The 22,302-nt window shown below is 44.3% G+C and carries 21 protein-coding genes; 18 read left to right on the top strand and 3 right to left on the bottom strand.

What is annotated here, in order from left to right; translation table 11 throughout:
• Positions 1–22 precede the first annotated feature (22 nt).
• Positions 23–1,279, bottom strand: a complete 1,257-nt coding sequence (gene ylbJ, locus H0266_RS05135) for a sporulation integral membrane protein YlbJ (protein WP_181471291.1) — start codon at positions 1,277–1,279, stop codon at positions 23–25.
• A gap of 117 nt (positions 1,280–1,396) precedes the next feature.
• Between ylbJ and H0266_RS05130 the strand changes: the two genes are divergently transcribed.
• Together H0266_RS05130 and H0266_RS05125 are read left to right on the top strand one after the other, a co-directional pair.
• On the top strand, positions 1,397–2,191 hold the full coding sequence (locus tag H0266_RS05130) for a patatin-like phospholipase family protein (RefSeq protein WP_181471290.1): 795 nt from the start codon (positions 1,397–1,399) through the stop codon (positions 2,189–2,191).
• Complete coding sequence (locus H0266_RS05125; RefSeq protein ID WP_181471289.1) at positions 2,188–3,216, top strand: SepM family pheromone-processing serine protease; 1,029 nt, start codon at positions 2,188–2,190, stop codon at positions 3,214–3,216. The genes H0266_RS05130 and H0266_RS05125 overlap by 4 nt, the downstream gene beginning before the upstream one ends.
• A 51-nt stretch (positions 3,217–3,267) precedes the next feature.
• Here H0266_RS05125 and H0266_RS05120 read toward each other — a convergent pair whose 3' ends face one another.
• Positions 3,268–4,476, bottom strand: coding sequence for a nucleotidyltransferase (locus H0266_RS05120; protein WP_181471288.1), 1,209 nt, complete (start codon positions 4,474–4,476; stop codon positions 3,268–3,270).
• Positions 4,477–4,747: 271 nt separating this feature from the next.
• Between H0266_RS05120 and H0266_RS05115 the strand changes: the two genes are divergently transcribed.
• From H0266_RS05115 to H0266_RS05100, 4 genes are all read left to right on the top strand, one after another.
• Complete coding sequence (locus H0266_RS05115) at positions 4,748–5,269, top strand: YceD family protein (protein WP_181471287.1); 522 nt, start codon at positions 4,748–4,750, stop codon at positions 5,267–5,269.
• Positions 5,270–5,317: 48 nt separating this feature from the next.
• Positions 5,318–5,491: a 50S ribosomal protein L32 gene (gene rpmF / locus H0266_RS05110; protein ID WP_181471286.1), complete on the top strand. Its 174-nt coding sequence runs from the start codon at positions 5,318–5,320 to the stop codon at positions 5,489–5,491.
• A gap of 174 nt (positions 5,492–5,665) precedes the next feature.
• A complete protein-coding gene (locus H0266_RS05105) occupies positions 5,666–6,430 on the top strand; it encodes an enoyl-CoA hydratase/isomerase family protein (RefSeq protein WP_181471285.1) in 765 nt (254 codons plus the stop codon).
• 64 nt (positions 6,431–6,494) lie between these two features.
• Positions 6,495–6,971: an RsfA family transcriptional regulator gene (locus H0266_RS05100; protein ID WP_181471284.1), complete on the top strand. Its 477-nt coding sequence runs from the start codon at positions 6,495–6,497 to the stop codon at positions 6,969–6,971.
• Between the two features lie 64 nt (positions 6,972–7,035).
• Here the strand turns inward: H0266_RS05100 and H0266_RS05095 are convergent, their stop codons facing one another.
• Positions 7,036–7,521: an N-acetyltransferase gene (locus H0266_RS05095; RefSeq protein ID WP_181471283.1), complete on the bottom strand. Its 486-nt coding sequence runs from the start codon at positions 7,519–7,521 to the stop codon at positions 7,036–7,038.
• Positions 7,522–7,679: 158 nt separating this feature from the next.
• On the opposite strand from H0266_RS05095, the gene H0266_RS05090 reads away from it, so the two are divergent.
• The 12 genes from H0266_RS05090 to murD all read left to right on the top strand — a co-directional run bounded on the left by H0266_RS05090 (position 7,680) and on the right by murD (position 22,247).
• The gene (locus H0266_RS05090) at positions 7,680–8,543 is read left to right on the top strand and encodes a 2-dehydropantoate 2-reductase (RefSeq protein ID WP_181471282.1); all 864 of its coding nucleotides are present in this window, start codon (positions 7,680–7,682) and stop codon (positions 8,541–8,543) included.
• On the top strand, positions 8,543–8,923 hold the full coding sequence (locus H0266_RS05085; RefSeq protein ID WP_181471281.1) for a DUF3397 domain-containing protein: 381 nt from the start codon (positions 8,543–8,545) through the stop codon (positions 8,921–8,923). Before H0266_RS05090 ends, H0266_RS05085 begins: the two co-directional genes overlap by 1 nt.
• Positions 8,924–9,054: 131 nt before the next feature.
• The gene (bshC, locus tag H0266_RS05080; RefSeq protein WP_181471280.1) at positions 9,055–10,680 is read left to right on the top strand and encodes a bacillithiol biosynthesis cysteine-adding enzyme BshC; all 1,626 of its coding nucleotides are present in this window, start codon (positions 9,055–9,057) and stop codon (positions 10,678–10,680) included.
• A 296-nt stretch (positions 10,681–10,976) separates the two neighbouring features.
• On the top strand, positions 10,977–11,408 hold the full coding sequence (gene mraZ / locus H0266_RS05075; protein ID WP_181471279.1) for a division/cell wall cluster transcriptional repressor MraZ: 432 nt from the start codon (positions 10,977–10,979) through the stop codon (positions 11,406–11,408).
• A 22-nt stretch (positions 11,409–11,430) separates the two neighbouring features.
• Positions 11,431–12,411 (top strand): 16S rRNA (cytosine(1402)-N(4))-methyltransferase RsmH, encoded by a 981-nt coding sequence (gene rsmH / locus H0266_RS05070; RefSeq protein ID WP_181471278.1) that lies wholly within the window; start codon positions 11,431–11,433, stop codon positions 12,409–12,411.
• Positions 12,408–12,779, top strand: coding sequence for a cell division protein FtsL (gene ftsL, locus H0266_RS05065; protein WP_181471277.1), 372 nt, complete (start codon positions 12,408–12,410; stop codon positions 12,777–12,779). The genes rsmH and ftsL overlap by 4 nt, the downstream gene beginning before the upstream one ends.
• Positions 12,780–12,800: 21 nt before the next feature.
• Entirely contained in the window at positions 12,801–14,972 is a 2,172-nt protein-coding gene (locus tag H0266_RS05060) for a penicillin-binding protein (RefSeq protein ID WP_181471276.1), read from the top strand.
• An 83-nt stretch (positions 14,973–15,055) separates the two neighbouring features.
• Positions 15,056–16,978, top strand: a complete 1,923-nt coding sequence (locus H0266_RS05055) for a stage V sporulation protein D (protein ID WP_181471275.1) — start codon at positions 15,056–15,058, stop codon at positions 16,976–16,978.
• A 74-nt stretch (positions 16,979–17,052) separates the two neighbouring features.
• A complete protein-coding gene (locus H0266_RS05050; RefSeq protein ID WP_181471274.1) occupies positions 17,053–18,525 on the top strand; it encodes a UDP-N-acetylmuramoyl-L-alanyl-D-glutamate--2,6-diaminopimelate ligase in 1,473 nt (490 codons plus the stop codon).
• Positions 18,525–19,877: a UDP-N-acetylmuramoyl-tripeptide--D-alanyl-D-alanine ligase gene (locus H0266_RS05045; RefSeq protein WP_181471273.1), complete on the top strand. Its 1,353-nt coding sequence runs from the start codon at positions 18,525–18,527 to the stop codon at positions 19,875–19,877. Before H0266_RS05050 ends, H0266_RS05045 begins: the two co-directional genes overlap by 1 nt.
• 40 nt (positions 19,878–19,917) lie before the next feature.
• Positions 19,918–20,904 (top strand): phospho-N-acetylmuramoyl-pentapeptide-transferase, encoded by a 987-nt coding sequence (mraY, locus tag H0266_RS05040; protein WP_181471272.1) that lies wholly within the window; start codon positions 19,918–19,920, stop codon positions 20,902–20,904.
• Entirely contained in the window at positions 20,901–22,247 is a 1,347-nt protein-coding gene (gene murD / locus H0266_RS05035) for a UDP-N-acetylmuramoyl-L-alanine--D-glutamate ligase (RefSeq protein ID WP_181471271.1), read from the top strand. The genes mraY and murD overlap by 4 nt, the downstream gene beginning before the upstream one ends.
• Positions 22,248–22,302: the final 55 nt, after the last annotated feature.

Below are 22,302 nucleotides of genomic sequence, written 5' to 3'. Positions count from 1 at the left end.
TAGATATCTTTGAAACGAATCACTACGAGATCCTTTCGTAGTGATTCGTTTTTTGATCGGGTGAATGTCGGCGGTTCCACTTGACGAAAATCATGATTGCGACCATCAGTAATGTCAAAGGTGGTCCGTTGTGTTGAAAGAACTCCAAAATCATTAACGTGAAGTTCTCTTCGGGATTCCAAATAGGTGTCGATGATTCTATTGTCCATCGTTCGTAAAAATGATAAAGGAAGAATGTTAAGAAGGTTGCAATGGTTCCGTGAGCAATTCGGGCAATGGCATAGGGCTTGAACCGTATGTCAGTATTGGCCAGAATGCTTGCGATTTGTGCTTGAATCGAGAATCCGTGAAAGCCTAATAAAAAGGCGACTAGCATCAATTGAGCGAGTAAAGTTTCAGACGTTTGCGTAATCGCCCCAATGCCAGTGGTCATCTCAAGCAAGCCTGCCACCATAGGGGCGTGAAAGCTAACAGGGACTTGCATAGCCGTAAGAAGGTGAGAGATTAAGTGGATGACGCCTGTTTGTTTCAAAAGCTCTGTAAGGACGCTGAAAAGCATAATAAACCCTCCCACCATAAGGAGCGTATCAACAGAACGGGTAACAGCATCCCCCATTAGTTTACCGATGGAACGCCCGTCCTCTAGGCGGGATGAATGCATAGTAAGGAAGGCGGTTCTCCATGTAGCTGGTGCAGATCTGGTATCATCGCTTTTTTCGTTTCTTTTATAAAACCTCATGGCAATACCGACTAAAAAATTGCCTCCGTAATGGGCAATAGCAATTATTAAACCTAGAGCTGCATTATGAAAAAAGCCAACAGCAACCGCACCGAATATAAAGAGCGGACTCGAAGCATTCGTAAAAGCGACGAGTCTTTCGGCTTCCGTTCGAGTCACTTGTCCATTTTTTCTTAAGTCGGCTGTCCATTTAGCGCCAGCAGGATATCCACTGGCCATTCCCATGACCCAAACAAACCCTCCACATCCTGGAACATTGAACAAAGGACGCATAAATCGTTCACTCAAAGCCCCTAAGCCATGTACTACTCCAAAACCGATCATTAGTTCAGCTGTAATGAAAAAAGGTAGCAGTGAAGGAAAGACCACCTCCCACCATAAGTCCAAACCACGTAAACTAGCAGAAAGTGCATCTTGGGGATAAAGGATCAAGGCAAGGGCTAATCCTATGGTAAGACTTGTCAGCCCAAGCGTTTTCAATTTAGAAATGTGCTCCACCTCCACTAACGTTCGGTTCTCTGTACTTCTAATATCATCCATAGTAAAATGAGAATATATTTCAGTAAGAAAGCTTGTCTCCTAGTTCATGTGTACGCTCATAAGTGGTCGGTTTATTCCATAAAATAAGATGGTATAAACGTGGAGGAGGGATGTCAGATGGAGCGTCCGAAGGTTGGTTTAGCTCTTGGCTCTGGAGGAGCACGAGGGTTCACTCATTTAGGTGTTCTTAAAGTGCTTCATAAGCATGGCATTCCAGTAGACATGATCGCAGGAAGCAGTATGGGGGCACTTGTTGGCTCTTTTTTTGCTGCTGGTCAGAAGATTGAGGACTTATATAAATTAGCTTTCACTTTTAAACGGAAATACTACCTTGATTTTACTGTACCTCGAATGGGTTTTATCCAAGGTCGTCGAATTAAGGAGTACATCCGTTTATTTACATTTGGTAAAAATATAGAAGAATTCGACCTTCCTATGGCCATCATAGCGACAGACTTATATGCTGGATATAAAAAGGTCTTCACTACTGGACCAGCGAGCGAAGCCGTTCGGGCTAGCATTGCGATTCCTGGTATATTCGTTCCAGAGAGAATCGATGATCGTCTTTACATAGACGGAGGTGTCATGGATCGAGTGCCGGTATCTGTTGTGAAGGAAATGGGAGCGGACATCATCATTGCCGTTGATTGCGCCCACTTCGATTCCGACCCGAATATCAATACGATTTATGATGTGATTTTGCAAAGCATTGATATTATGCAAGATGAACTTGTCACGGCGATGGGGATTTCTACGGACACAGACGTTATGATTCGGCCGGATGTGTCAAAGTTCAGTGCCCGCGCATTTAAGAATATTGAAGAAATTGTAAAAGCCGGTGAAGAAGCGGCAGAAAGCCACATTAAAGAGATTCAGATGAAGTTGGCTGGATGGAAGGGGTCAGACGTATGAGAACGAATAGACGTGTCATCATTACAGGAATCATGACGATATTATTGGTAGCCCTGCTAGGCGCATACCGGATGCCTTATTATATTTATAAGCCTGGTTCAGCAGATGAACTCGATCCGATTGTAGAGGTTACAGACGGTTTCCAAAGTGCTGGGGATATGCACCTCGTAACAGTAAGGGGAGGGCAAGCTACACCTGTCCAATGGCTACTAGCCAGTTTAAGACCCTACCACCAAATATATCCGATTGACCAAATCAGACCAGAAGGTGTATCAGAGGAAGACTATTACCATGCTCAGCTGCAAATGATGGAATCTTCTCAAGAGGCTGCAAAGGTGGTCGCTTATGAAGCCGCTGATAAAGATATCACCATCAATTATGAGGGGGTATTCGTCGTCAATGTGTTAGAAGGAATGCCTGCGGAAGAAGAGCTTCAATCAGGTGACGAAATCACACAAGTCGATGGACAAGATGTTCAAGAATCGAGCGATCTCATCGATTATGTCAGTGATATGGAAGAGGGAGAGTCGGTCACATTGACGATCGAAAGAGGTGACGAAACGATTAAACGGGATATCTCGCTTGCTCCATTCCCTGATAACCCAGACAAAGTCGGAGTCGGGATTTCGCTTGTCACGGACCGAACCGTGAAGGTAGACCCTGAGGTGAAAGTGAAAAGTGGAGAAATCGGTGGACCAAGTGCGGGGCTGATGTTCTCACTGGAAATATACGATCAGCTAACCGAAAATGATATTACTAGAGGCTATCAAATTGCAGGGACTGGCGAAATTAATTACGAAGGCCAAGTCGGTCGAATCGGTGGCATTGATAAGAAAGTAGTCGCCGCTTCAGAGGACGGGGTCGATGTGTTCTTTGCACCGAATGAAGAGGGAATAGAAGGGTCCAATTATGAAGTAGCGAAACGAACCGCAGAAGATATCGGAACGGACATGCAAGTTGTTCCTGTCGATACGTTCCAAGAGGCTCTCGATTATTTACAAGAGATGGAACCGAGGAATAGCTAAAACATGGAAAAGCGTCTAGGTGAAATTCTAGACGCTTTTTTATGTTATTTTTCAGTGCATTACAGGGGCACCGTATTCTCGCTTCAAGCACGCTACTCTCTTTTCTGCTTTCAATATACTGTAATAGCTGACAGAAGCCCTCTCTTCAAGTTCAAGCATAGGGTGATCCAGTTGCTGTGGCTGAGTGATCAAAGGAATGTTCATCTTTTTTTTCTGTTCTTTTAGATACTGACGTCCTGTATCCGTCATCCCGAGTACTCTTGCATAGGGGGGACGCTCATCGTGTAGTAACTGCTGCGCCAACGATTTTTTGGTGCCGATTAGGATATGTACCAACGTTCGTTGCAGACGAGTCCACGTATAGCGCTTTGTTTTCAGCGCGTTCATGAACGATTCAAAAGAAGTAGCTTGCTTGATGGTCCGTTTTAAACGGTGCTCCAAGCCTTCATCCACCCCGTGAATGGAGCGCAGTTCATCACAACTCATCGTGAGGATCTTATAATGCAGCAAGTGGAAATAATGCTCCCAGTCATGCCAATCGTCATTCTTTCTTTGGTACGACAAAAGCTGTTCGACGGTTGAGTCAGGAAGGGCTTCTCTTGCCGGCTGAGAAAGTCCGTATTGTTTCATCTGTTTACGAATACTCGTAGCACTGGCGATATGACCTAAAATCGTCTCGTCGTGATAGTTGTTGGCCGTCCGTTTAATGGTTAAGGGAGTCATGTTTGGATCATAAGTCAACACTTCTTTCACGTAGCTGTAGCCCAAAATATTGTTCGGTTGAGTCAAGTCGATGCTGTCACTAGGAAGGTTGATTTCTTCATAGGCCTTACGGGAAGCCTCAGGATAGGCATATCCCTCATTTAAGTGTGTTCTCACGGCTAAGTCATAAGTAGCTTGGTGTTGTTTTAAGTGGCAATAAGCCTTTTCAAAAGCATGAATTTCTCCGTGTTCACTACCGAAGCATAATGATTTTACGCCCATTTCCGATAATGTCCTTACTGCGCCCTTACTGAAGTGGTCACTATGCTCGACCGCATAAATGTATGGAAGCTCAAGGACAAGGTCCACGCCTTTTTTTAGTGCGGCTTCTGTGCGATGCCACTTATCGATTATTGCTGGCTCACCGCGTTGCAAAAACTGTCCACTCATGATTGCGATCATGCATTCGGCGTCTGCTTCTTGTTTCGATTGTTCCAAGTGATACAAATGGCCATTATGGAAGGGGTTATATTCAACAATTACACCACATGCACGCATGTTTTTCCTCCTTGTAAGAAAATCGTCATTTCCATTATTTTATCATGTTTAGGATAAAAGTTCGCATCAAGCTGAGCTTTTGTGTTATTTTAAAAATAGTCCTGTTTATAAGGTATAGAATTTAAAAAGGATGAGCTTACTAGAGTCAATAGGCAAAGTAGTAAATGTTGATTCTGTCATTTCCCTATTTCTTTTTAGGGTGTAAAGAAAATATATTGACAAATGAGTGAAATCCTTTTACAATAACTCTTGTTGCCATGAGGTGAGAACTATGAAATTTCCTCTACAAAAACTTAAGCAAGCAGGCGATGAGCCACTTGTTTTTGAAGATGATGTAGATATTCGCGAATTAGAAACACTGAACAATGACATTCGCAGGATTGCACCTGTTCATGTCGAAGGTCAAGCGACCACACGAGGAAACGATATTACCGTAACTTTTTCTATAGAAGGTGAAATGGTATTACCTTGTGCCAGAACGTTAGTAGACGTGACATACCCGTTTCATATTGACGCGGTCGAGGTATTTAACCTGTCTCCTTATCATACAGAGGAAGATGACTCGGAAGTTCACCCTGTACACGGAGAAGTGCTTGACTTAACACCTTATATCAAGGAAAATGTACAATTGGAGATTCCAACTCGTGTTTTTTCTGAAGATAGTGAGGCTCATGAATCAGCTCCCCATGAAGGGAAGGGCTGGCAGGTTGTTACTGAGGAACCAGAGGAAAAGAAAGTGGATCCTCGAATGGCTAAACTGCAATCATTATTAAATGAAGAAGAAAACGAATAAGAGAGAGCCGTTTCGGTTTTCTAACTAGACTTAAAGGAGGTGTACAACATGGCAGTACCAAAGCGTAAAACATCTAAAAAGGTGAAAAACCAACGTCGTACTCACAAGAAACTTCACGTACCAGGAATGGTAAAATGTGATAACTGTGGTGAGTACTCAAAACCACACCATGTTTGCAAATCTTGTGGACAATATAACGGAAAACAAGTGGTTGAGCAGTAGAACCCATGTTTAGGAGCCTGATGCTAATGCATCAGGTTCTTTTTTTGTGTGATTTTGGACTAGGGAACAATGTCTTGGCGTTCTGGCACAATGATCAATCGCTCCGGAACAATAGTCATCATATAGAGAACAATCCAGCTTTTTTTGGTATGATGATAAAGGAGGTGGGGAATTATGGGTTACGTGTTACTAGATATCAGTGAGGAAGGGTGCGCAACAATCACTTTGAATCGACCTGAAAAAATGAATGCCATTAATAAACAGATGGTACAAGAGCTTCGTGAAGTGCTTGAATCGGTAAGGACTCTAGAAACATTAAAGCTAGTCTTGATCACAGGGGCTGGTGACCGAGCTTTTTGTGCAGGTGGAGATTTGAAGGATTTCCACGGAGAAATGGCAGCGAGGGAAGCGTATGAGTTACTTGTTCCAATGAAAGAAGTGTTATATAAGATTGCAACGTTGCCTGTGCCGACGATCGCTCTATTAAATGGGCAAGCACGCGGGGGCGGATGTGAAATCGCAACAGCTTGTGACTTTAGATATGGTGTTTCTGATGCTTCTTTCGGCTTTGTTCAAGGCGATTTAGGAATAAGGCCTGGCTGGGGTGGAGGTGTGCTTTTATATGAACGAATCGCAGCCGCTCAGGCAGCTCATTGGTTAATGGATGCAGAGATGTATGAGGCAGCCGAGACTCTCCGGATCGGATGGTTACATAAAATGGGAACACTTGAACAATTGCAATCCGGTCGATTCATTGAATCTTTCCTAAATAAGACAGAGACGCAAATGCGCCAATTCAAGAGTCAGTACTTGTCTTCTTTATCTATTAAAGGGCTGAGTGACCGGATGGATGAGGAAGTTAAAGAATGTGCTGTGCTTTGGGAATCCGAAGAGCATAAGCTAGCGGTGCAAAAGTTCATGTCTTCGAGAAAAAACTAAGGAATACGATTCTATCAACCCTTCTCATTGCATAACTATAAGCAAACGATAGAGGAGGGATGGTATGGATGCCCCTAGACAAGATGCCTGGAAGGATGAAGAAGACCTTCTCTTGGCTACAACGGTCATTTCCTATATTAAAGAAGGGAAGACACAGCTTGAGGCCTTCCAGGAAGTCGCCAATCAGTTGAAGCGGACACCGGCGGCGTGCGGATTCAGATGGAATGCGACGGTAAGGAAACAATATCAGGAGGAGATTCAGGAAGCGAAACAAAATCGTAAACAAAAGCGAACTTTCTTTGCTACGACAGCGACCCCAGAAGACCCCCCGATGTCACTTGACGCCGCCATTTCATTACTTAAAGAGATGAAAGTGAAACAATATGAAGATCAAGGTAGACAGAAGCTTGAATATCAATTAAAAAAGCTGAACGAGGATAATCGTGAACTGAGAAATCAATTAAAGGAAATGGAAGCGGCCTGGACAGAAATGGATCGGCTTGTGCATTGGGTAAAAGAGAGGCAGAAGAGCCTTAGTTGAAGTGGATACGCAATAAAAAAAGGCCGCTACATGACGTGTAGGGGCCTTTGTTTGCGGTTCATGATCAATGACTGACATCTCTTTCCTCAACGCCTGTTGGCATCCAGATCAATGGGTTCTCACCTAAGTCACGCTCAACATCGTAATTTGCTTTTTGGAAGCCCATCTTTGCCCAAAAATCGTGGGATTTGATTCGTGGGTTCGTTTTGATTGGTAATTCATAGCTTTTCGCGAAGTCGACGAGCGCCTTCCCGTAACCTTGTCCGCGGTAATCAGGTAATACTTCTAACTTCCATAACTCCAAGTAGTCTTGAGCAGGTGTGAAGTAGTTATCGTATTTAGCCTTCACGCGATATAAGCTCATACGGGCTACTAAAGCGCTTCCATAATACACCCCGAAAAAAGGCGATTCGCTATCGTTTTCTACAATATTGCTTTCCAAGTCTTCCAACATGGCAAGTTCTTGGTTTCCATATTCTTTGAAACGTTTAAATTCTTCAAGGGTTTTATAATTGACTAATAGAGGCTGTACTTTTGTTTTTGTCATCATGAAAGATTCCCCTTTCTAATATCTGTATCTTCATTCATTATAATATAAAAATTTTCAGAATGAAATGAACAATTCATGGAACAAGCGAATTGGACTGCCATTTAACAGGGGATTTTGCTACAATAGGAAAAAAGCCGTTGTACGAAATGAGGGGTTGTATGAATATTGGAATCATCGGTGGCGGTTCGATCGGGTTATTGACCGCTGCCTATTTAGGTAGGAATCATGTTGTGAACTTGTATGTGAGAAGAGAAAAACAGAAGCAGGAGATTGATAAAGAAGGTATCCATTGCTCAACCCTTCCGCACCCTACTGCAGTAGATACAAGGTTGACCAGCGAGGGATTGGAAGAGCATGATGTATTGATCATTGCAGTAAAACAACACCAAGTGTCTAGCCTTTTACACGCGGATTTTCCGCCTGAGACCCCTTTACTGTTTTTACAAAATGGGATGGGTCACCTCGAGCAACTTCCGGAATCACACGAGTGTTGGCTTGGCGTGGTCGAGCATGGTGCTTTGAAAAGAAGCGATTCTTCCATAGAACATTTAGGTCAAGGTAATATACAACTGGCTTGTTTTCGGTCAGAGGACAATGGCCATCACATGGCGGCTTCTTTGCATTCAGAGGACTTCCCGTTCATCTATCGTGAGGACTATGAATCTATGATGACAGGGAAATTACTTGTAAACACCGTCATCAATCCGTTGACGGCCCTTTTTGGTGTGAAAAACGGAGAAATCGTACAAAATACATATATCAACAAACTAGCCTCTACGTTATGTGAGGAAGCGTGCAGAGTACTGGATATGTCTTATCAAGACGAATGGAATAGGGTGCAAAGTGTAGCGAAGAACACGAAGGATAACGAGTCGTCTATGTTAAAAGATGTCAAAGCAGGGCGTGAAACGGAAATTGATGCGATTTGCGGTTACATCGTGAACAAGAGCTCTGCGGATGTCCCTTATCATCAGTTTGTCCTCGATGCCATTCACGCGCTAGAGGAAAGGGGAGGAGCGTAATGGGCGACTGGATCATATTCCCCTTAGCTGCGATATTGACGATGCCGATTCCATTCTTGATCATTTTTTATCTGTTCTCAAGAAAGTGGAATCGCTACAAACGAAAAGCTGTCCATCAAACTGCGAACTTTTCTGCACCTGTGTTCATTCTGTCTGTTCATGTTCTCTTACTTGTGTTGTTCAACCGAAGTTTTCTTTCTTACATTGTAATCAGTTTACTGATTCTTTTAGGACTGTCGATGGTTATGCAATATAAATTACATGATGAGCTTCAATTGAGGCGGGCGTTCAAAGGGTTTTGGCGTGTCAGTTTTATCCTGTTTACATTTTTATACATAAGCCTTGCTTTGTATGGTCTCATTGCTCGAATTGTAGCCTGACAAAACAGATTAGATGAACTCCCTGCCTCTTTTTTGTACAATACAAGAGGGTACATAAGTGAGGATAGCTCAAGTATAGCTGTGAGCGACTTATATAGAAATCATGACCCCTACAAAGGAGAAGTTCATTCATGCGTATGGAATCTATTCATATCGAGCCAAAACAACGTTTTTTCAGTGATTATCAGCAGGCGTTCGAACGTGTCGCTGAGCAATTTGAATATAATCCTCATGAGGAGGGCATCTATCACGAGCGTCTGACTTATTTGCAAAATCAAACGTATCAACGCGAGGCATTGGCTGATGTCCTCACTGAAATGAATACGAATTGGGATGCGCCGTCATCCACATTTGAAAATATTGAGAAGCTTCGAGATCAGAAGAGTACAGTTGTAATTGCCGGACAACAAGCTGGATTACTGGGAGGTCCCCTCTATACGGTCCATAAAGCCATTTCCGTCTTGCAACTAGCCAAGAAGCAAGAAAAAGAATTAGGCACACCTGTCATTCCTGTCTTCTGGATCGCTGGTGAAGATCATGACTTCGATGAAATCAATCATGTATTCATGAAGGAATCGAATCGTATGAAGAAGCTAAGCATCAATCAACGTCCGGAATCGAAAGTGTCTGTTTCAGAATTGGAAATCGACCAGCACCAAGCCGAAGAGTGGATGAAAAAGGTGTTCTCTGCTGTTGACGAAACTGAATTTACGAGTGATTTATATAAACAGTGCTTGGTCGAGCTTGAGAAATCTGTAAGCTATAGTGATTTCTTTGCGCGTCTCATGTACTGGTTACTGCCGCAATCCGGTTTGCTCATCGTGGATGCTCATAGTCCTGAATTAAGGAAGCTTGAGAGCTCATACTTCACGTCTATGATTAAGCACAATGAGCAGATTGCCCAAGGCGTCTACGCTTCCTTGCAAAAGAATAAACAAGCAGGGTATGAAACGTTACTCGACAGTGAATTAGAGGACGCTCATTTGTTTTACCATCATGAAGGGGACAGGGTGCTGCTCATGCGTGACGAGGAGGGGCGCTTCAAAGGTAAAAACAATGAGGTGTTTGTCTCTGAACAAGAATTGTTGCATGCAGCTGAACATCATCCTCGATGTTTGAGCAACAATGTTGTCACAAGACCCCTTATGCAAGAGTGTTTATTCCCTGTTCTAGCGTTTATCGGGGGACCTGGGGAAATCAATTACTGGTCAGCACTGAAACCAGGATTCCAAGCCCTGGGCCTCCAAATGCCTCCTGTCATTGCGCGTTTATCTTTCACGTTACTCGACAGAAAATCAAACCAAACGTTGGAGCGGTTCAACATCGAGGGAAAACATGCCGTCGAGCACGGCGTGTCAGAAGAGAAAATGAACTGGATCGCCTCTCAATCCACCCCTCCGATTGACCGGCTGAGTGAACAAGTGAAAGAGGAAATGGATAGGATTCATAAGCCATTGAGAGAAAAAGCCGCTGACTTGGGACCGGATTTAGAGTCTGTCGCTGAAAAAAACTTCGCTTATATCAAGCAGCATATCGATTACTTGGAAAAGAGGTTCCAACAATCCTTAGAACAAAAATTCCAGCAGGAGATCGATCAATTTGATGAACTTCAATGGCTTCTCCATCCCAATGGGGGATTACAGGAGCGTGTTTGGAATCTGATTCCTTGGGTGAATCATTATGGTCCGGATTTATTCGAGCGGATCAACGACCACATGTTATCATTTGATCGCCCGCACTATATGGTCTATATGTAAGACTTAACTTAGGAACTTCCCTTAATAGGGGAGTTCTTTTTTTGCTTTCCATCGTGTTGAGGTGGATTCGGACAACAAGGATTAAAAATCGGGCACATGAACCAATAATTCAGACAACCGCGTGTAGAATTGAGACACCATCAGCGCTCGGTTTGTAGAACAAAAACGAATAGACATGAAACGTAATATTCTGATTTTTCTGGCAGGAATTTATGATTGTACAAAGAATTAACTAAAAGTAAGTGGAGAAAAGTGGGGGGATGTGGTAAGGTGGATGTAGAAGGTGGGGGAACTCTATGTTCATGGGTGAATTTCAACATAACATTGATACAAAAGGGCGCATCATTGTACCCTCGAAGTTCCGTCAAGACCTCGGTGACAGTTTCGTGCTCACAAGAGGTTTAGATCAGTGTTTATTTGCTTACCCTATGAACGAGTGGAAGCTACTTGAAGAAAAGCTGAAGAAACTCCCCTTGACAAAGAAAGATGCTCGCGCATTCACTCGGTTTTTCTTTTCGGGTGCTGTAGAGTGCGAGTTGGACAAGCAAGGAAGAATCAATATCCCACCACCACTAAGGTCTTACGCTACGCTTGAAAAAGAATGTGTCGTCATTGGTGTTTCCAACCGTATTGAGTTTTGGAGTCATGATCAGTGGGAAAGCTACTTTGAGGCGTCTGAAGAGTCCTTCTCAGAGATTGCAGAAAATATGTTAGATTTTGATATTTGATTGATTAGAAACGAGTGAGATTATGTTTGAACATTACAGTGTATTGAAAGAAGAAACCATCGAGCAATTACATATTATGCCAACGGGGGTATACGTGGATTGCACACTCGGTGGAGGTGGCCATTCGGAAGTTATTGCCCAGCAATTAGATAAAGAGGGGCACTTGTACGCATTTGACCAAGATGAAATCGCTTTGGAAGCAGCCAAAGAACGGTTGAAGCCTTATGCAGATCGGATTACGTTTGTTCGTGCGAATTTCCGCCAGTTGGAAGAGAAATTAGAAGAGTTGGGTGTCGATCACATTGATGGGATCGTGTATGACCTCGGCGTTTCAAGTCCTCAATTGGATGTTGAAGAACGAGGGTTCAGCTATCATCAAGATGCACCACTTGACATGCGTATGAATCAAGACCAAGAATTGAGTGCCAAAGAAGTGGTCAATGAGTGGTCCTATGAGCAGTTGGTAAGAGCATTTTTCAAGTATGGTGAGGAGAAGTTCTCGAAGCAGATTGCCAGAAAGATTGAAGCGGCTCGTCAGGAAAAGCCAATTGAAACGACTGGGGAGCTTGTCGATTTGATAAAAGAGGGAATTCCAGCCCCCGCTAGAAGGAAAGGCGGACATCCAGCGAAACGTATTTTCCAGGCGATTCGGATTGCGGTCAATGATGAATTGGGTGCTTTTCAGGATAGTTTGCACCAAGCTGCCAGAGTCGTTTCCGTCGAAGGGAGGATTGCGGTCATTACTTTCCATTCGTTAGAGGATCGTTTGTGTAAGCAAGCCTTTAAGAAATGGAGTTCTAATCCGCCACTTCCTAAAAATATTCCGATGATTCCGGAAGAGAAACAGCCACCTTTTAAATTGGTTACACGAAAACCTATTGTAGCCGAGGATTTTGAATTAGAAGAAAACCGCCGTTCACGTTCGGCGAAATTGAGAGTTGTAGAGAAAATAAAACCTTGGAATGACGATTTTCAATTTGAAGAAGGGTGGAAGCAAACATGAGTGTGGAACATGCGAGAAGGGAACAACAACCTCTCCATCAGCCGAAAAGGCAGAAGCAGGTAAAGGTAAAAGTCCATAAAAAGAAGCAGTGGATCAGTACGGGAGAGAAGTTTCTATACACCGTTGGTACGACCGCTGTACTAGCAGCTTCTCTATTTTTTGTCCAGTTTTCATCTTCAACAGACACCTTGAATCGCGATATTCGAAGCCTCGAACAAGACATTTCTAAGCAAGAGTCTGTCAACGAAAACTTGGCCTATCAAGTGAAGGAATTGAGTAATCCGGATCGTATCCTACAAATAGCGAAACAGAACGGGCTCAATATCCAGAATGCTCAAGTAAAACAAGCCGGTACGGTCGGAAATTAATTGTGAGTCGGTGATGCAGATATGAAAAGTGTCAATACACATCGTGGTGCAGCCTTACTGATGTTATTGTTTGCCATCATGTTTCTGGTCGTGGCCGGACGTTTCCTCTACATAGAAACGACGGCAGAAGTCGAAGGGGTCGACCTGAATGAGTGGGCGGAAGATATCCGGACCAGCTCCTATGAAATCGACGCCACAAGAGGTAAGATTTATGACAAGAATGGGATGGTCCTTGCTTATGATCGCCCCACATATCGGATGTATGCCATCGTTGATCCTGAGTACACAGCCAACCCGGAGGAGCCTAGACATGTGACGGAACCAGAAGAAACCGCGTCCACGTTGGCTCCTTTGTTAGATATGGAGGCAAGTGTTATTGCTGAGACGATCAAGGACGGGTTAGCCACGCACAAAGATGAAGACCCTGACAACAATCGTTTCCAAGTGGAATTCGGTGCGTCAGGTAAAAACATCTCTCAATCAAAGGTCGATGAAATCAATGAGCTTGAGCTTCCGGGTATCCAGTTCATTGAAGAGTCAAAACGGTATTATCCTAATGGCATGTTCGCTTCTCATGTGATCGGTTTTGCCAGGAGCAAAGAGGGCAACATTCAAGGTGTGACCGGGATTGAGAAGCAAATGGAAGAGTATCTTAAGGAAGAGAAAGGCCGAATCACTTATGAACGGGATAAGTATGGGACGAAACTATTGGACCCGAATGAAGTCATGACTGATCCTGATAACGGCGAAGATGTGCACTTGACCCTGGATCAGAAGATACAGACGTTCCTAGAGGACGCCATGAGCCAAGTGGACGATCAGTATAGCCCGGAAAAAATCATGGCAGCGGTTATGGACCCTGATACAGGTGAAGTCCTGGCTATGAGTAACCGGCCAAGCTACAATCCGAATGCGATTGGAGATGTCGAGAACTGGTACAACGACATCATTTCTTATCCGTTTGAGGTCGGGTCCCCGATGAAAATTTTTACATGGGCAGCAGCTATTGAAGAAGGTGTCTACCAAGGTACAGACCTTTACAAATCGGGTACCTATCGTGTTACGGAGAATTCCAAAGTGATTGGTGACCACAACAACGGCGAAGGTTGGGACATGATTACCTATAATGAAGGATTTCAACGATCATCGAACGTCGCTGCTTCAAAGCTTGTGTATGAAGTTATCGGTCCGACAAAATTCAAAGAATATTTGACGAAATTCCATTTGGATCAAAAGTCCGGTATCGATTTGCCAGGAGAACTAGACAGTCGTTTAGTGTACAACAGGCCGATCGAGTACATTACGACTGGCTTCGGGCAAGGATCGATTTTCACGCCGATTCAGCTGATGACAGCGGCTACAGCCGTTGCGAATGATGGAAAAATGATGAAGCCGTATATGTTGTCTAAAATCACTTCTAGTGATTCTGGAGAAGTGCTGAAAGAAAGTGAACCAGAAGTGATCGGCGAACCCATTTCGTCTTCTACTGCTGAGAAAGTCCGTGAGCTGATGGGGACGGTCGTCACGTCAGAAAATGGGACTGGACAATCGTTTAAACTCCAGGACTTTTCGCTTGCAGGTAAAACGGGTACCGCTCAGATCCCTAGTGAAAATGGAGGTTACATGAACGGTCGAGAAAACTATGTCTTCTCCTTCATGGGTATGGCCCCTGCTGAAGACCCGGAACTATTACTCTATGTAGCTGTGAAACAACCAGAGTTAGAACCTACCGAACTCGGGTCAGAGCCTGTCTCTTATATCGTGAGAACCGTCATGGAGAACAGCTTGCATTACTTAGACATCCAACCTGATAAAGACACGGGTCAGAATGTTTCACAATATTCGCTTCCAGACGTCACGAATAGGTCTGTAGATCAAGCGAAGACGAGGCTGAGTGAAACGTTTGAGAATGTGGAAGTGATTGGGACGGGTAATGAAGTGGTGGCAACACTACCAGCAGCAAAATCTGAAGTTCTTGGAAACCAAAAAATCATGATTGTGACAGATCAGCCAACCATGCCTGATTTGACTGGTTATTCACTTCGGGATGTACATCGTTTAGTGGAGCATTTCAATTTGCAAATCGAAGCCATGGGTAATGGATTTGTCAACAAGCAAAGCATCAGTCCAGGATCACCTATTAAAGAAGAAGGCTATTTAGTGGTGGAGCTATCTCCGCCCGCCTCAGAGTAACATCGAAGCAGTGTTCTAATCGTTTCTCGATTGCATATAGTGATACAAGCTGACTCTATCGACTTTTTAAAGGAGTTATGAGGATGAGACGAGTATCACAGGTAATTGTGAAGAAACGATTAGTCACTGTTTTTTTAGTGGGAATGATTATATTCTTGATCATTGCCGGGAGGTTAGGGTATGTACAGTTTGTTTTAAGTGATTTCTTAATTGAGAAAGCAGAAGAATCTTGGAGTCGCGACATCACCTTTGAACCTGAACGCGGAAAGATTCTTGATACAAACGGAGAAGTACTCGTCGGGAACCAGTCAGCCCCAACGGTTATGGTTGTTCCTCGCCAAGTAAAAGAACCTGAAGCGACGGCTCAACAGTTAGCGAAAATTTTAAACATGTCGGTGGAAAAGGCGTACCAGCATGTGACCAAGGTGACGTCGATTGAAAAGATCAACCCAGAGGGCCGCAAAATAACAGAAGCTCAGGCTGAAGCGATCCAGTCGTTAGCGATGCCTGGGGTTTATATTGCAGAAGATTCGAAGCGTTATTATCCCCACGGATCTTTTTTATCTCACGTGCTTGGTTTCAGTGGCATCGATAACCAAGGTTTACTCGGTCTTGAAGCCTTTTATGATGAAGAGTTGAAAGGAGAGAAAGGAGCGCTATCTTTCTTCTCAGATGCCAAAGGAAAACGAATGCCGGACATTGCGGACGTTTACGAACCTCCAGTGGACGGAAAAGACTTGAAGCTTACGGTCGATTACCAAGTTCAGTCGATCATCGAACGAGAACTTGATATCGCGGAAGCGAAATACAATCCTGACGGGGCGGTGGCGCTGGCGGTGGACCCTGATACTGGAAAAGTTGTCGCGATGGCATCTCGTCCGAATTTTGATCCGGCGAACTATCAAGAAGTCGATGCGAAAGTGTATAACCGCAATCTACCTGTTTGGAGTACGTACGAGCCAGGGTCTACCTTTAAAATCATTACCCTTGCCGCAGCACTCGAAGAGGATTTAGTCGACCTAGAAGAAGAACATTTCCATGATTCAGGTGCCATTAAAGTTGACGGCTCAACGCTACACTGTTGGAAGCGAGGCGGCCATGGAGACCAGACGTTCTTAGAAGTCGTACAAAACTCTTGTAACCCTGGGTTCGTTACACTTGGACAGCGTTTGGGAACAGATAAGTTGTTCGAATACATCAAGCGCTTTGGCTTTGGACAGAAAACGGGAATCGATCTTCAAGGAGAAGGCCGAGGCATTCTCTTTAAACCTGAAAACGTCGGTCCGGTAGAACAAGCGACGACGGCCTTTGGACAAGGTGTGTCCGTTACGCCGATCCAACAAGTCATGGCTGTGGCAGCTGCGGTGAATGGAGGATATTACTATGAACCTTATATTCAAGAAGCGTGGCTTGATCCCCGAACGGGTGAAGTGATAAAAGAAAACGAACCGCAAGTCAAAGAACAGGTCATCTCTGAAGAAACGTCAGCTAAGATAAGGAATGCACTAGAAAGCGTTGTTGCGAAAGGTACCGGGCGAGGCGCATATGTAGAGGGTTATCGTGTTGGTGGGAAAACGGGTACAGCGCAGAAGGTCGGACCTGATGGACGATATATGGAGAATAACCATGTTGTATCCTTTATCGGTTTCGCCCCAGCTGATGACCCTGAACTAGTCGTCTACTTAGCAATCGACAACCCTAAGAATACCGTCCAGTTCGGTGGTGTCGTGGCTGCTCCGATTGTCGGTAATATTATGGAAGATAGTTTGAGAGTTTTAGGCGTCGAGCCAAGAGAAGATGCGCTTGAAAAAGAGTACGCTTGGCCGGATGAGCCGCTTGTTGAGGTGCCGAACGTAACCGGAATGGAGAAGAAAGAACTAGAACAAATGCTCTCTCCTCTAGAGGTCGAAGTTTCCGGAGAGGGGGATAAGGTCGTCACACAAGCTCCTGAAGCTGGAGTGAAAGTACCGACAGGATCCACCGTACGTGTGTATTTAGGAGAATAAAAATAAATATTCATGCATACAGAGCCTTTCATCCTTTGCTATAATAAGTCTGTATGTGAGAAGGGTGAACGTTTATGAATATAGAAGCGTTACTTGAACATATCCGGTTTTATCGCACGACTTCATCGATTCGTTCGTTAAAGGTCGAGGGGATTTCAATGGACTCGAGGGTGACCTCTCCAGGCGACCTTTTTATATGCATCAGAGGAATCAAAGCGGATGGTCATCGATTCGCGTCCCAGGCGGTAGCTAGAGGCGCAGTCGCAATCGTTGCAGAAGAGATGATCCAAACGAAAGTTCCTGTAATTTTGGTGAACGATACGTCAAGGGCTTTGGCAATGATTGCCTCAGCCTTTTATCGTTTTCCGACAAATAAATTACAGCTGATTGGCATCACAGGTACAAACGGCAAGACTTCTGTTTCCTATTTAGTAGATGAATTGTTTCGACTTAACAAGAGTAAAACAGGTATCATCGGAACCATTCAAGTGAAAATCGCAGACGAAACGATACCGATTCGACATACGACTCCTGACGCGTTACATCTTCAAGGTTATTTTTCGCAAATGATAGGGAAACAAGTAGATACAGCGATCATGGAAGTATCTTCGCACGCTTTGGATCAAGGGCGTGTTTATGGCTGTGATTTCGATGTAGCGGTGTTTACAAACCTAACGCGCGACCATTTAGATTATCATGACAATTTCGACGATTATTTTCGAGCGAAATCACTATTGTTCTCACAATTAGGCAATGGGTATAATAGAGAGCGGAGCAAATATGCAGTGGTCAATCGAGATTGTCCTTATTCAAAGAAGTTGATTCAATCAACATCGCAAACGTTATTGACGTACGGTATCGAACAACAGGCGGATGTTATGGCCCATCAAATCATTTGCCTAGAAACGGGAACTTCGTTTCAGCTCGAAACCCCCGTAGGAAAGATAGAGGTACATAGTCCCTTAATGGGACGATTCAGCATTTATAACATGCTGGCAGCTGCTAGTGTCGCGGTGCTGTACGACATCCCTCTATCTATAATACGGGATTGCTTTGAGCAGACGAGTGGGGTCCGTGGGCGGTTTGAGCCCGTAAAACAGGGGCAGGACTTCGGCGTTGTAGTGGACTACGCTCACACGCCGGACTCTCTTAAGAATGTATTGAAGACAATCAAGCAGTTTTGTCAGGGTAAGGTTCGCGTCGTTTTCGGTTGTGGAGGCGATCGAGACAGAAAGAAACGGCCGATGATGGCAGATGTTGCGATGCAGTGGGCGGACCATATCATATTTACGATGGATAACCCACGAACGGAAGATCCTGAACAGATTTTTCTTGATATGTCGGCTCATATAGAAGCAGGGTATGAGTGGATACCTGACCGAAAGAAGGCCATTAAGCATGCGATTATGGAAGCGGAAAAAGGGGATATGGTATTGATTGCTGGCAAAGGGCATGAGACCTATCAAGAAATCAATGGAGTGCGTACGCATTTCGATGATCGTGAAGTAGCGAGAGAGATATTAAAGAGTGTTAAGGAGAATTCATAATGAAGTTAGACGTTTTTGAGCTTACGACTATTTTTCCAAATTATAAAGGAGCGGCTGAGGACAAAATCACGCTGCGGTCGATTATGACGGATACACGCAAAAAAGCGAAGCAGAGTTTATTTATTCCGATTATCGGGCAATCCTTTGATGCGCATGCGTTTATTGGAGAGGCGATTAGACAAGGGGCAACGGCTGCTTTATGGCAGAAAGACAAAGAATTGCCTAGTCTCGTGCCAACTGATTTCCCAGTTTTTTTCGTCGAAGATACGACGAAGGCTCTCCAAGATCTCGCCCACTTTTATCTACGTAAAATAAATCCGATTGTCGTCGGTGTGACCGGCTCAAACGGAAAGACGACCACGAAAGATATGGTAGCAGCCGTCTTGAATAAGAAGTACAGGACTCACAAGACACAAGGGAACTTCAATAACCATATCGGTCTTCCCCTTACCGTACTATCTATGGATACGAAGACGGAGGCCCTCGTATTAGAGATGGGGATGGATCATGCTGGGGAGATTTCTGTCTTATCGCGTTTAGCTGAGCCGGGTTATGCCATCATTACGAATATAGGTGAATCTCACATTGAGAACCTAGGTTCCCGTGAGGCCATTGCGGCGGCTAAGCTAGAAATCACCGAAGGGCTTGATGGTTCTTGTATCATCGACGGAGATGAACCATTGCTCCAAAAAGCTAAAGAAAAAGAATATTCTATTTCGTGCGGCTTTGGTGAATCGTGTGCCTATGTAGCCGTCGTTCAACAGTTGACCGATGAAGAAACGGTATTCAAAGTAAACGGCGAATTGTATAAGCTGCCGATGGCTGGTCGTCACAATGTGAAAAACGCTTCTTATGTTATTGCGCTTGCACAGAAGCTAGGACTTACTAAAGAACAAATTCAACAAGGGTTCTTGGAGATTGAGGTTTCTGGTATGCGTTTTGAAAAGCATACCGGGAAGGAAGGGGCTCTCATTATTAACGATGCCTACAACGCTTCTCCAACCTCCATGAAGGCCGTTATTGAAATTATCCGTCATTTGACATCTAAGTCTAAAAAGGTGTTAGTATTAGGGGATATGTTTGAGCTCGGAGAGCATTCGGAGCAGTTGCATGCAAGTGTAGCAGAAGCGATCAATGAAGACATCGATGTAATCTATACAATAGGCGAGCATTCAAGAGCCATCAGTGATGCTGTCAAAGCGAAAGCGTTAGGTATTGAAACGAAGCACTTTACAGAAAAGGAATCGTTAAGTCATCAGATTCAATCAATTTTGACGGAAGAGACAGTTGTGTTAATTAAAGCCTCTAGAGGAATGAAGTTAGAAGAACTGCTGGATGAACTTGTCAACTGATTAATAGGCGATGACGATGAGATAAAAGGAGGAACTACTTATGAACGACTACATAGTACTAATTACAATGGCATTATCATTCGCTCTCACAGTCGTGATATCGCCGATCATCATTCCATATTTACGGAGGTTGAAGTTCGGGCAGGCTATTCGAGATGAAGGACCAGAATCGCATAAGAAGAAATCAGGAACCCCTACAATGGGAGGCGTCATGATCATTGTCTCGGTCATTGTGACAACATTGATCGCATCCTTTTGGTTCCAACCAGGCACCCCTACCATCCAATTATTTCTCGTATTGTTTGTACTCATTGGATATGGGCTTCTCGGGTTTTTAGATGATTATATTAAAGTAGCGCAGAAGCGGAACTTAGGCTTGACCTCAAAACAAAAAATGCTCGGTCAAATCGTCATAGCGGTTGTCGTTTATTTCATCTTGAGACAGAATGGATTTCCGACGACAATCGGTGTTCCAGGAACCGGATTTGAACTAGAACTTGGTTGGGCCTATGGGTTACTCATTTTATTCATGCTCGTTGGAGGATCCAATGCTGTGAATTTAACGGATGGATTGGATGGTTTGCTCGCTGGTACAGCAGCCGTCGCTTTTGGGGCGTTCGGGATTCTAGCCTGGACCGTCGACCCTAATGTCGAAGTCACGATTTTTGCTTTGGCCATCGTTGGAGCGTTACTAGGGTTTCTTGTATTTAACGCCCATCCTGCGAAAGTATTTATGGGGGATACAGGCTCACTCGCACTAGGTGGAGCAATCGCAATCATCGCTATTCTAATGAAAATGGAATTGCTGCTTGTCATTATCGGTGGTGTCTTTGTACTAGAGACCCTTTCGGTCATTATTCAGGTCATTTCTTTCAAAACGACAGGAAAACGAGTGTTCCGTATGAGTCCACTTCACCACCACTACGAGCTGAAGGGTTGGTCAGAATGGCGGGTCGTGACGACGTTCTGGGCAGTCGGACTTGTATTTGCAACGATTGGTGTATATATTGAGGTGATGTTTGGATGAAGACGTTATCGAACTTTCCATACGAACATGTTCTCGTCCTCGGTCTTGCGAAGAGTGGGACCGCAGCGGCTCACTTGCTGATCGATAGTGACGTGAAGGTGCGTGTCAATGATTTTAAAGCGGAAGAGACAAGTGAATCGGTAGTTGGGTTGAAAAGCAAGGGAGCAGAGGTCATTCTGGGAGGACACCCACTAACTGCGCTTGACGGTATCGATCTGATGGTGAAGAATCCGGGCATCCCTTATGAAAACCGACTAGTTGATGAAGCGGTAGACCGTGGAATTCCCGTTGTTACAGAAGTGGAACTGGCGAGCTATCTCCATGAGGGTCCACTGATCGGCGTGACAGGATCAAACGGTAAAACAACAACGACGACGCTGATTTATGATATGATCCAAGCTGATCAAAAGCCAGTATCTGTCGCAGGAAATATCGGAAAGGTATCATGTGAAGTGGCCCGTTACACTTCGCTTGAGGAAACGATGGTTGTAGAACTATCATCCTTTCAGCTGCTAGGGACCGAAGCGTTTCGTCCTGATGTAGCCGTTTGGCTCAATCTATATGAGGCGCACCTTGACTATCACCATACGTTAAAAAACTACCATGATGCGAAAGCGAAATTGATTGCGAATCAAACAGAAGAGGATGCGCTTGTGTACAATGCTGATGATGAGCGAGTCATGAGCTACGTACAGTCTGCTAAGGCTAGGCGCATTGCTTTTTCATTGGAACATCAAGGTAGCGGCGCTTGGGCCGATGAACAGTCGATCTACTTTCAGGACGAAGCGATTATGAAAAGGGAAGATATTGTTCTAGTGGGGCCACAAAATTTACAAAACATCCTGGCCGCTGTAGCAGCTGTTAAACAAGTTGGTGTTTCCAACAAAGCGATTGAACACGTATTAACGACATTTACAGGTGTACAGCATCGATTAGAGTTTGTGACGGAAACAAATGGTCGACGGTTTTATAATGATTCAAAAGCGACGAATATTTTGGCAACGTCCTATGCCTTACGTTCTTTTGAGAAACCGGTTATTCTGCTCGCGGGTGGTCTTGATCGCGGCAATGACTTTGATGGTTTGAAAGAGTATTTAAGTGGCGTCAAAGGCATGGTTCTGTTCGGAGAAACGGCAGATAAGCTGGCAACCACAGCTGAAGAAGCTGGTATTACATCCATCGTGAAGGTAGAAACAATGCAAGAAGCTGTTGATGCAGCTTATGATTTATCTACCACTGAAGACGTCATTTTATTATCACCTGCATGTGCGAGTTGGGACCAATATCGTACGTTTGAAGAAAGAGGCAACATGTTTACAGAAGCTGTGCATAAGCTGAAGTAAGGGCTTATGCGACAAGCTTAACGCCCTGGTTTCCATTGAGATGGGAGGTAGGGCT

The sequence above is a fragment of the Halobacillus locisalis genome, assembly GCF_013694105.1.
Taxonomy (GTDB): domain Bacteria; phylum Bacillota; class Bacilli; order Bacillales; family Halobacillaceae; genus Halobacillus; species Halobacillus locisalis.
Note: the sequence above shows the minus strand (reverse complement) of the source record. Positions and strands in the feature narration are given on the sequence as shown.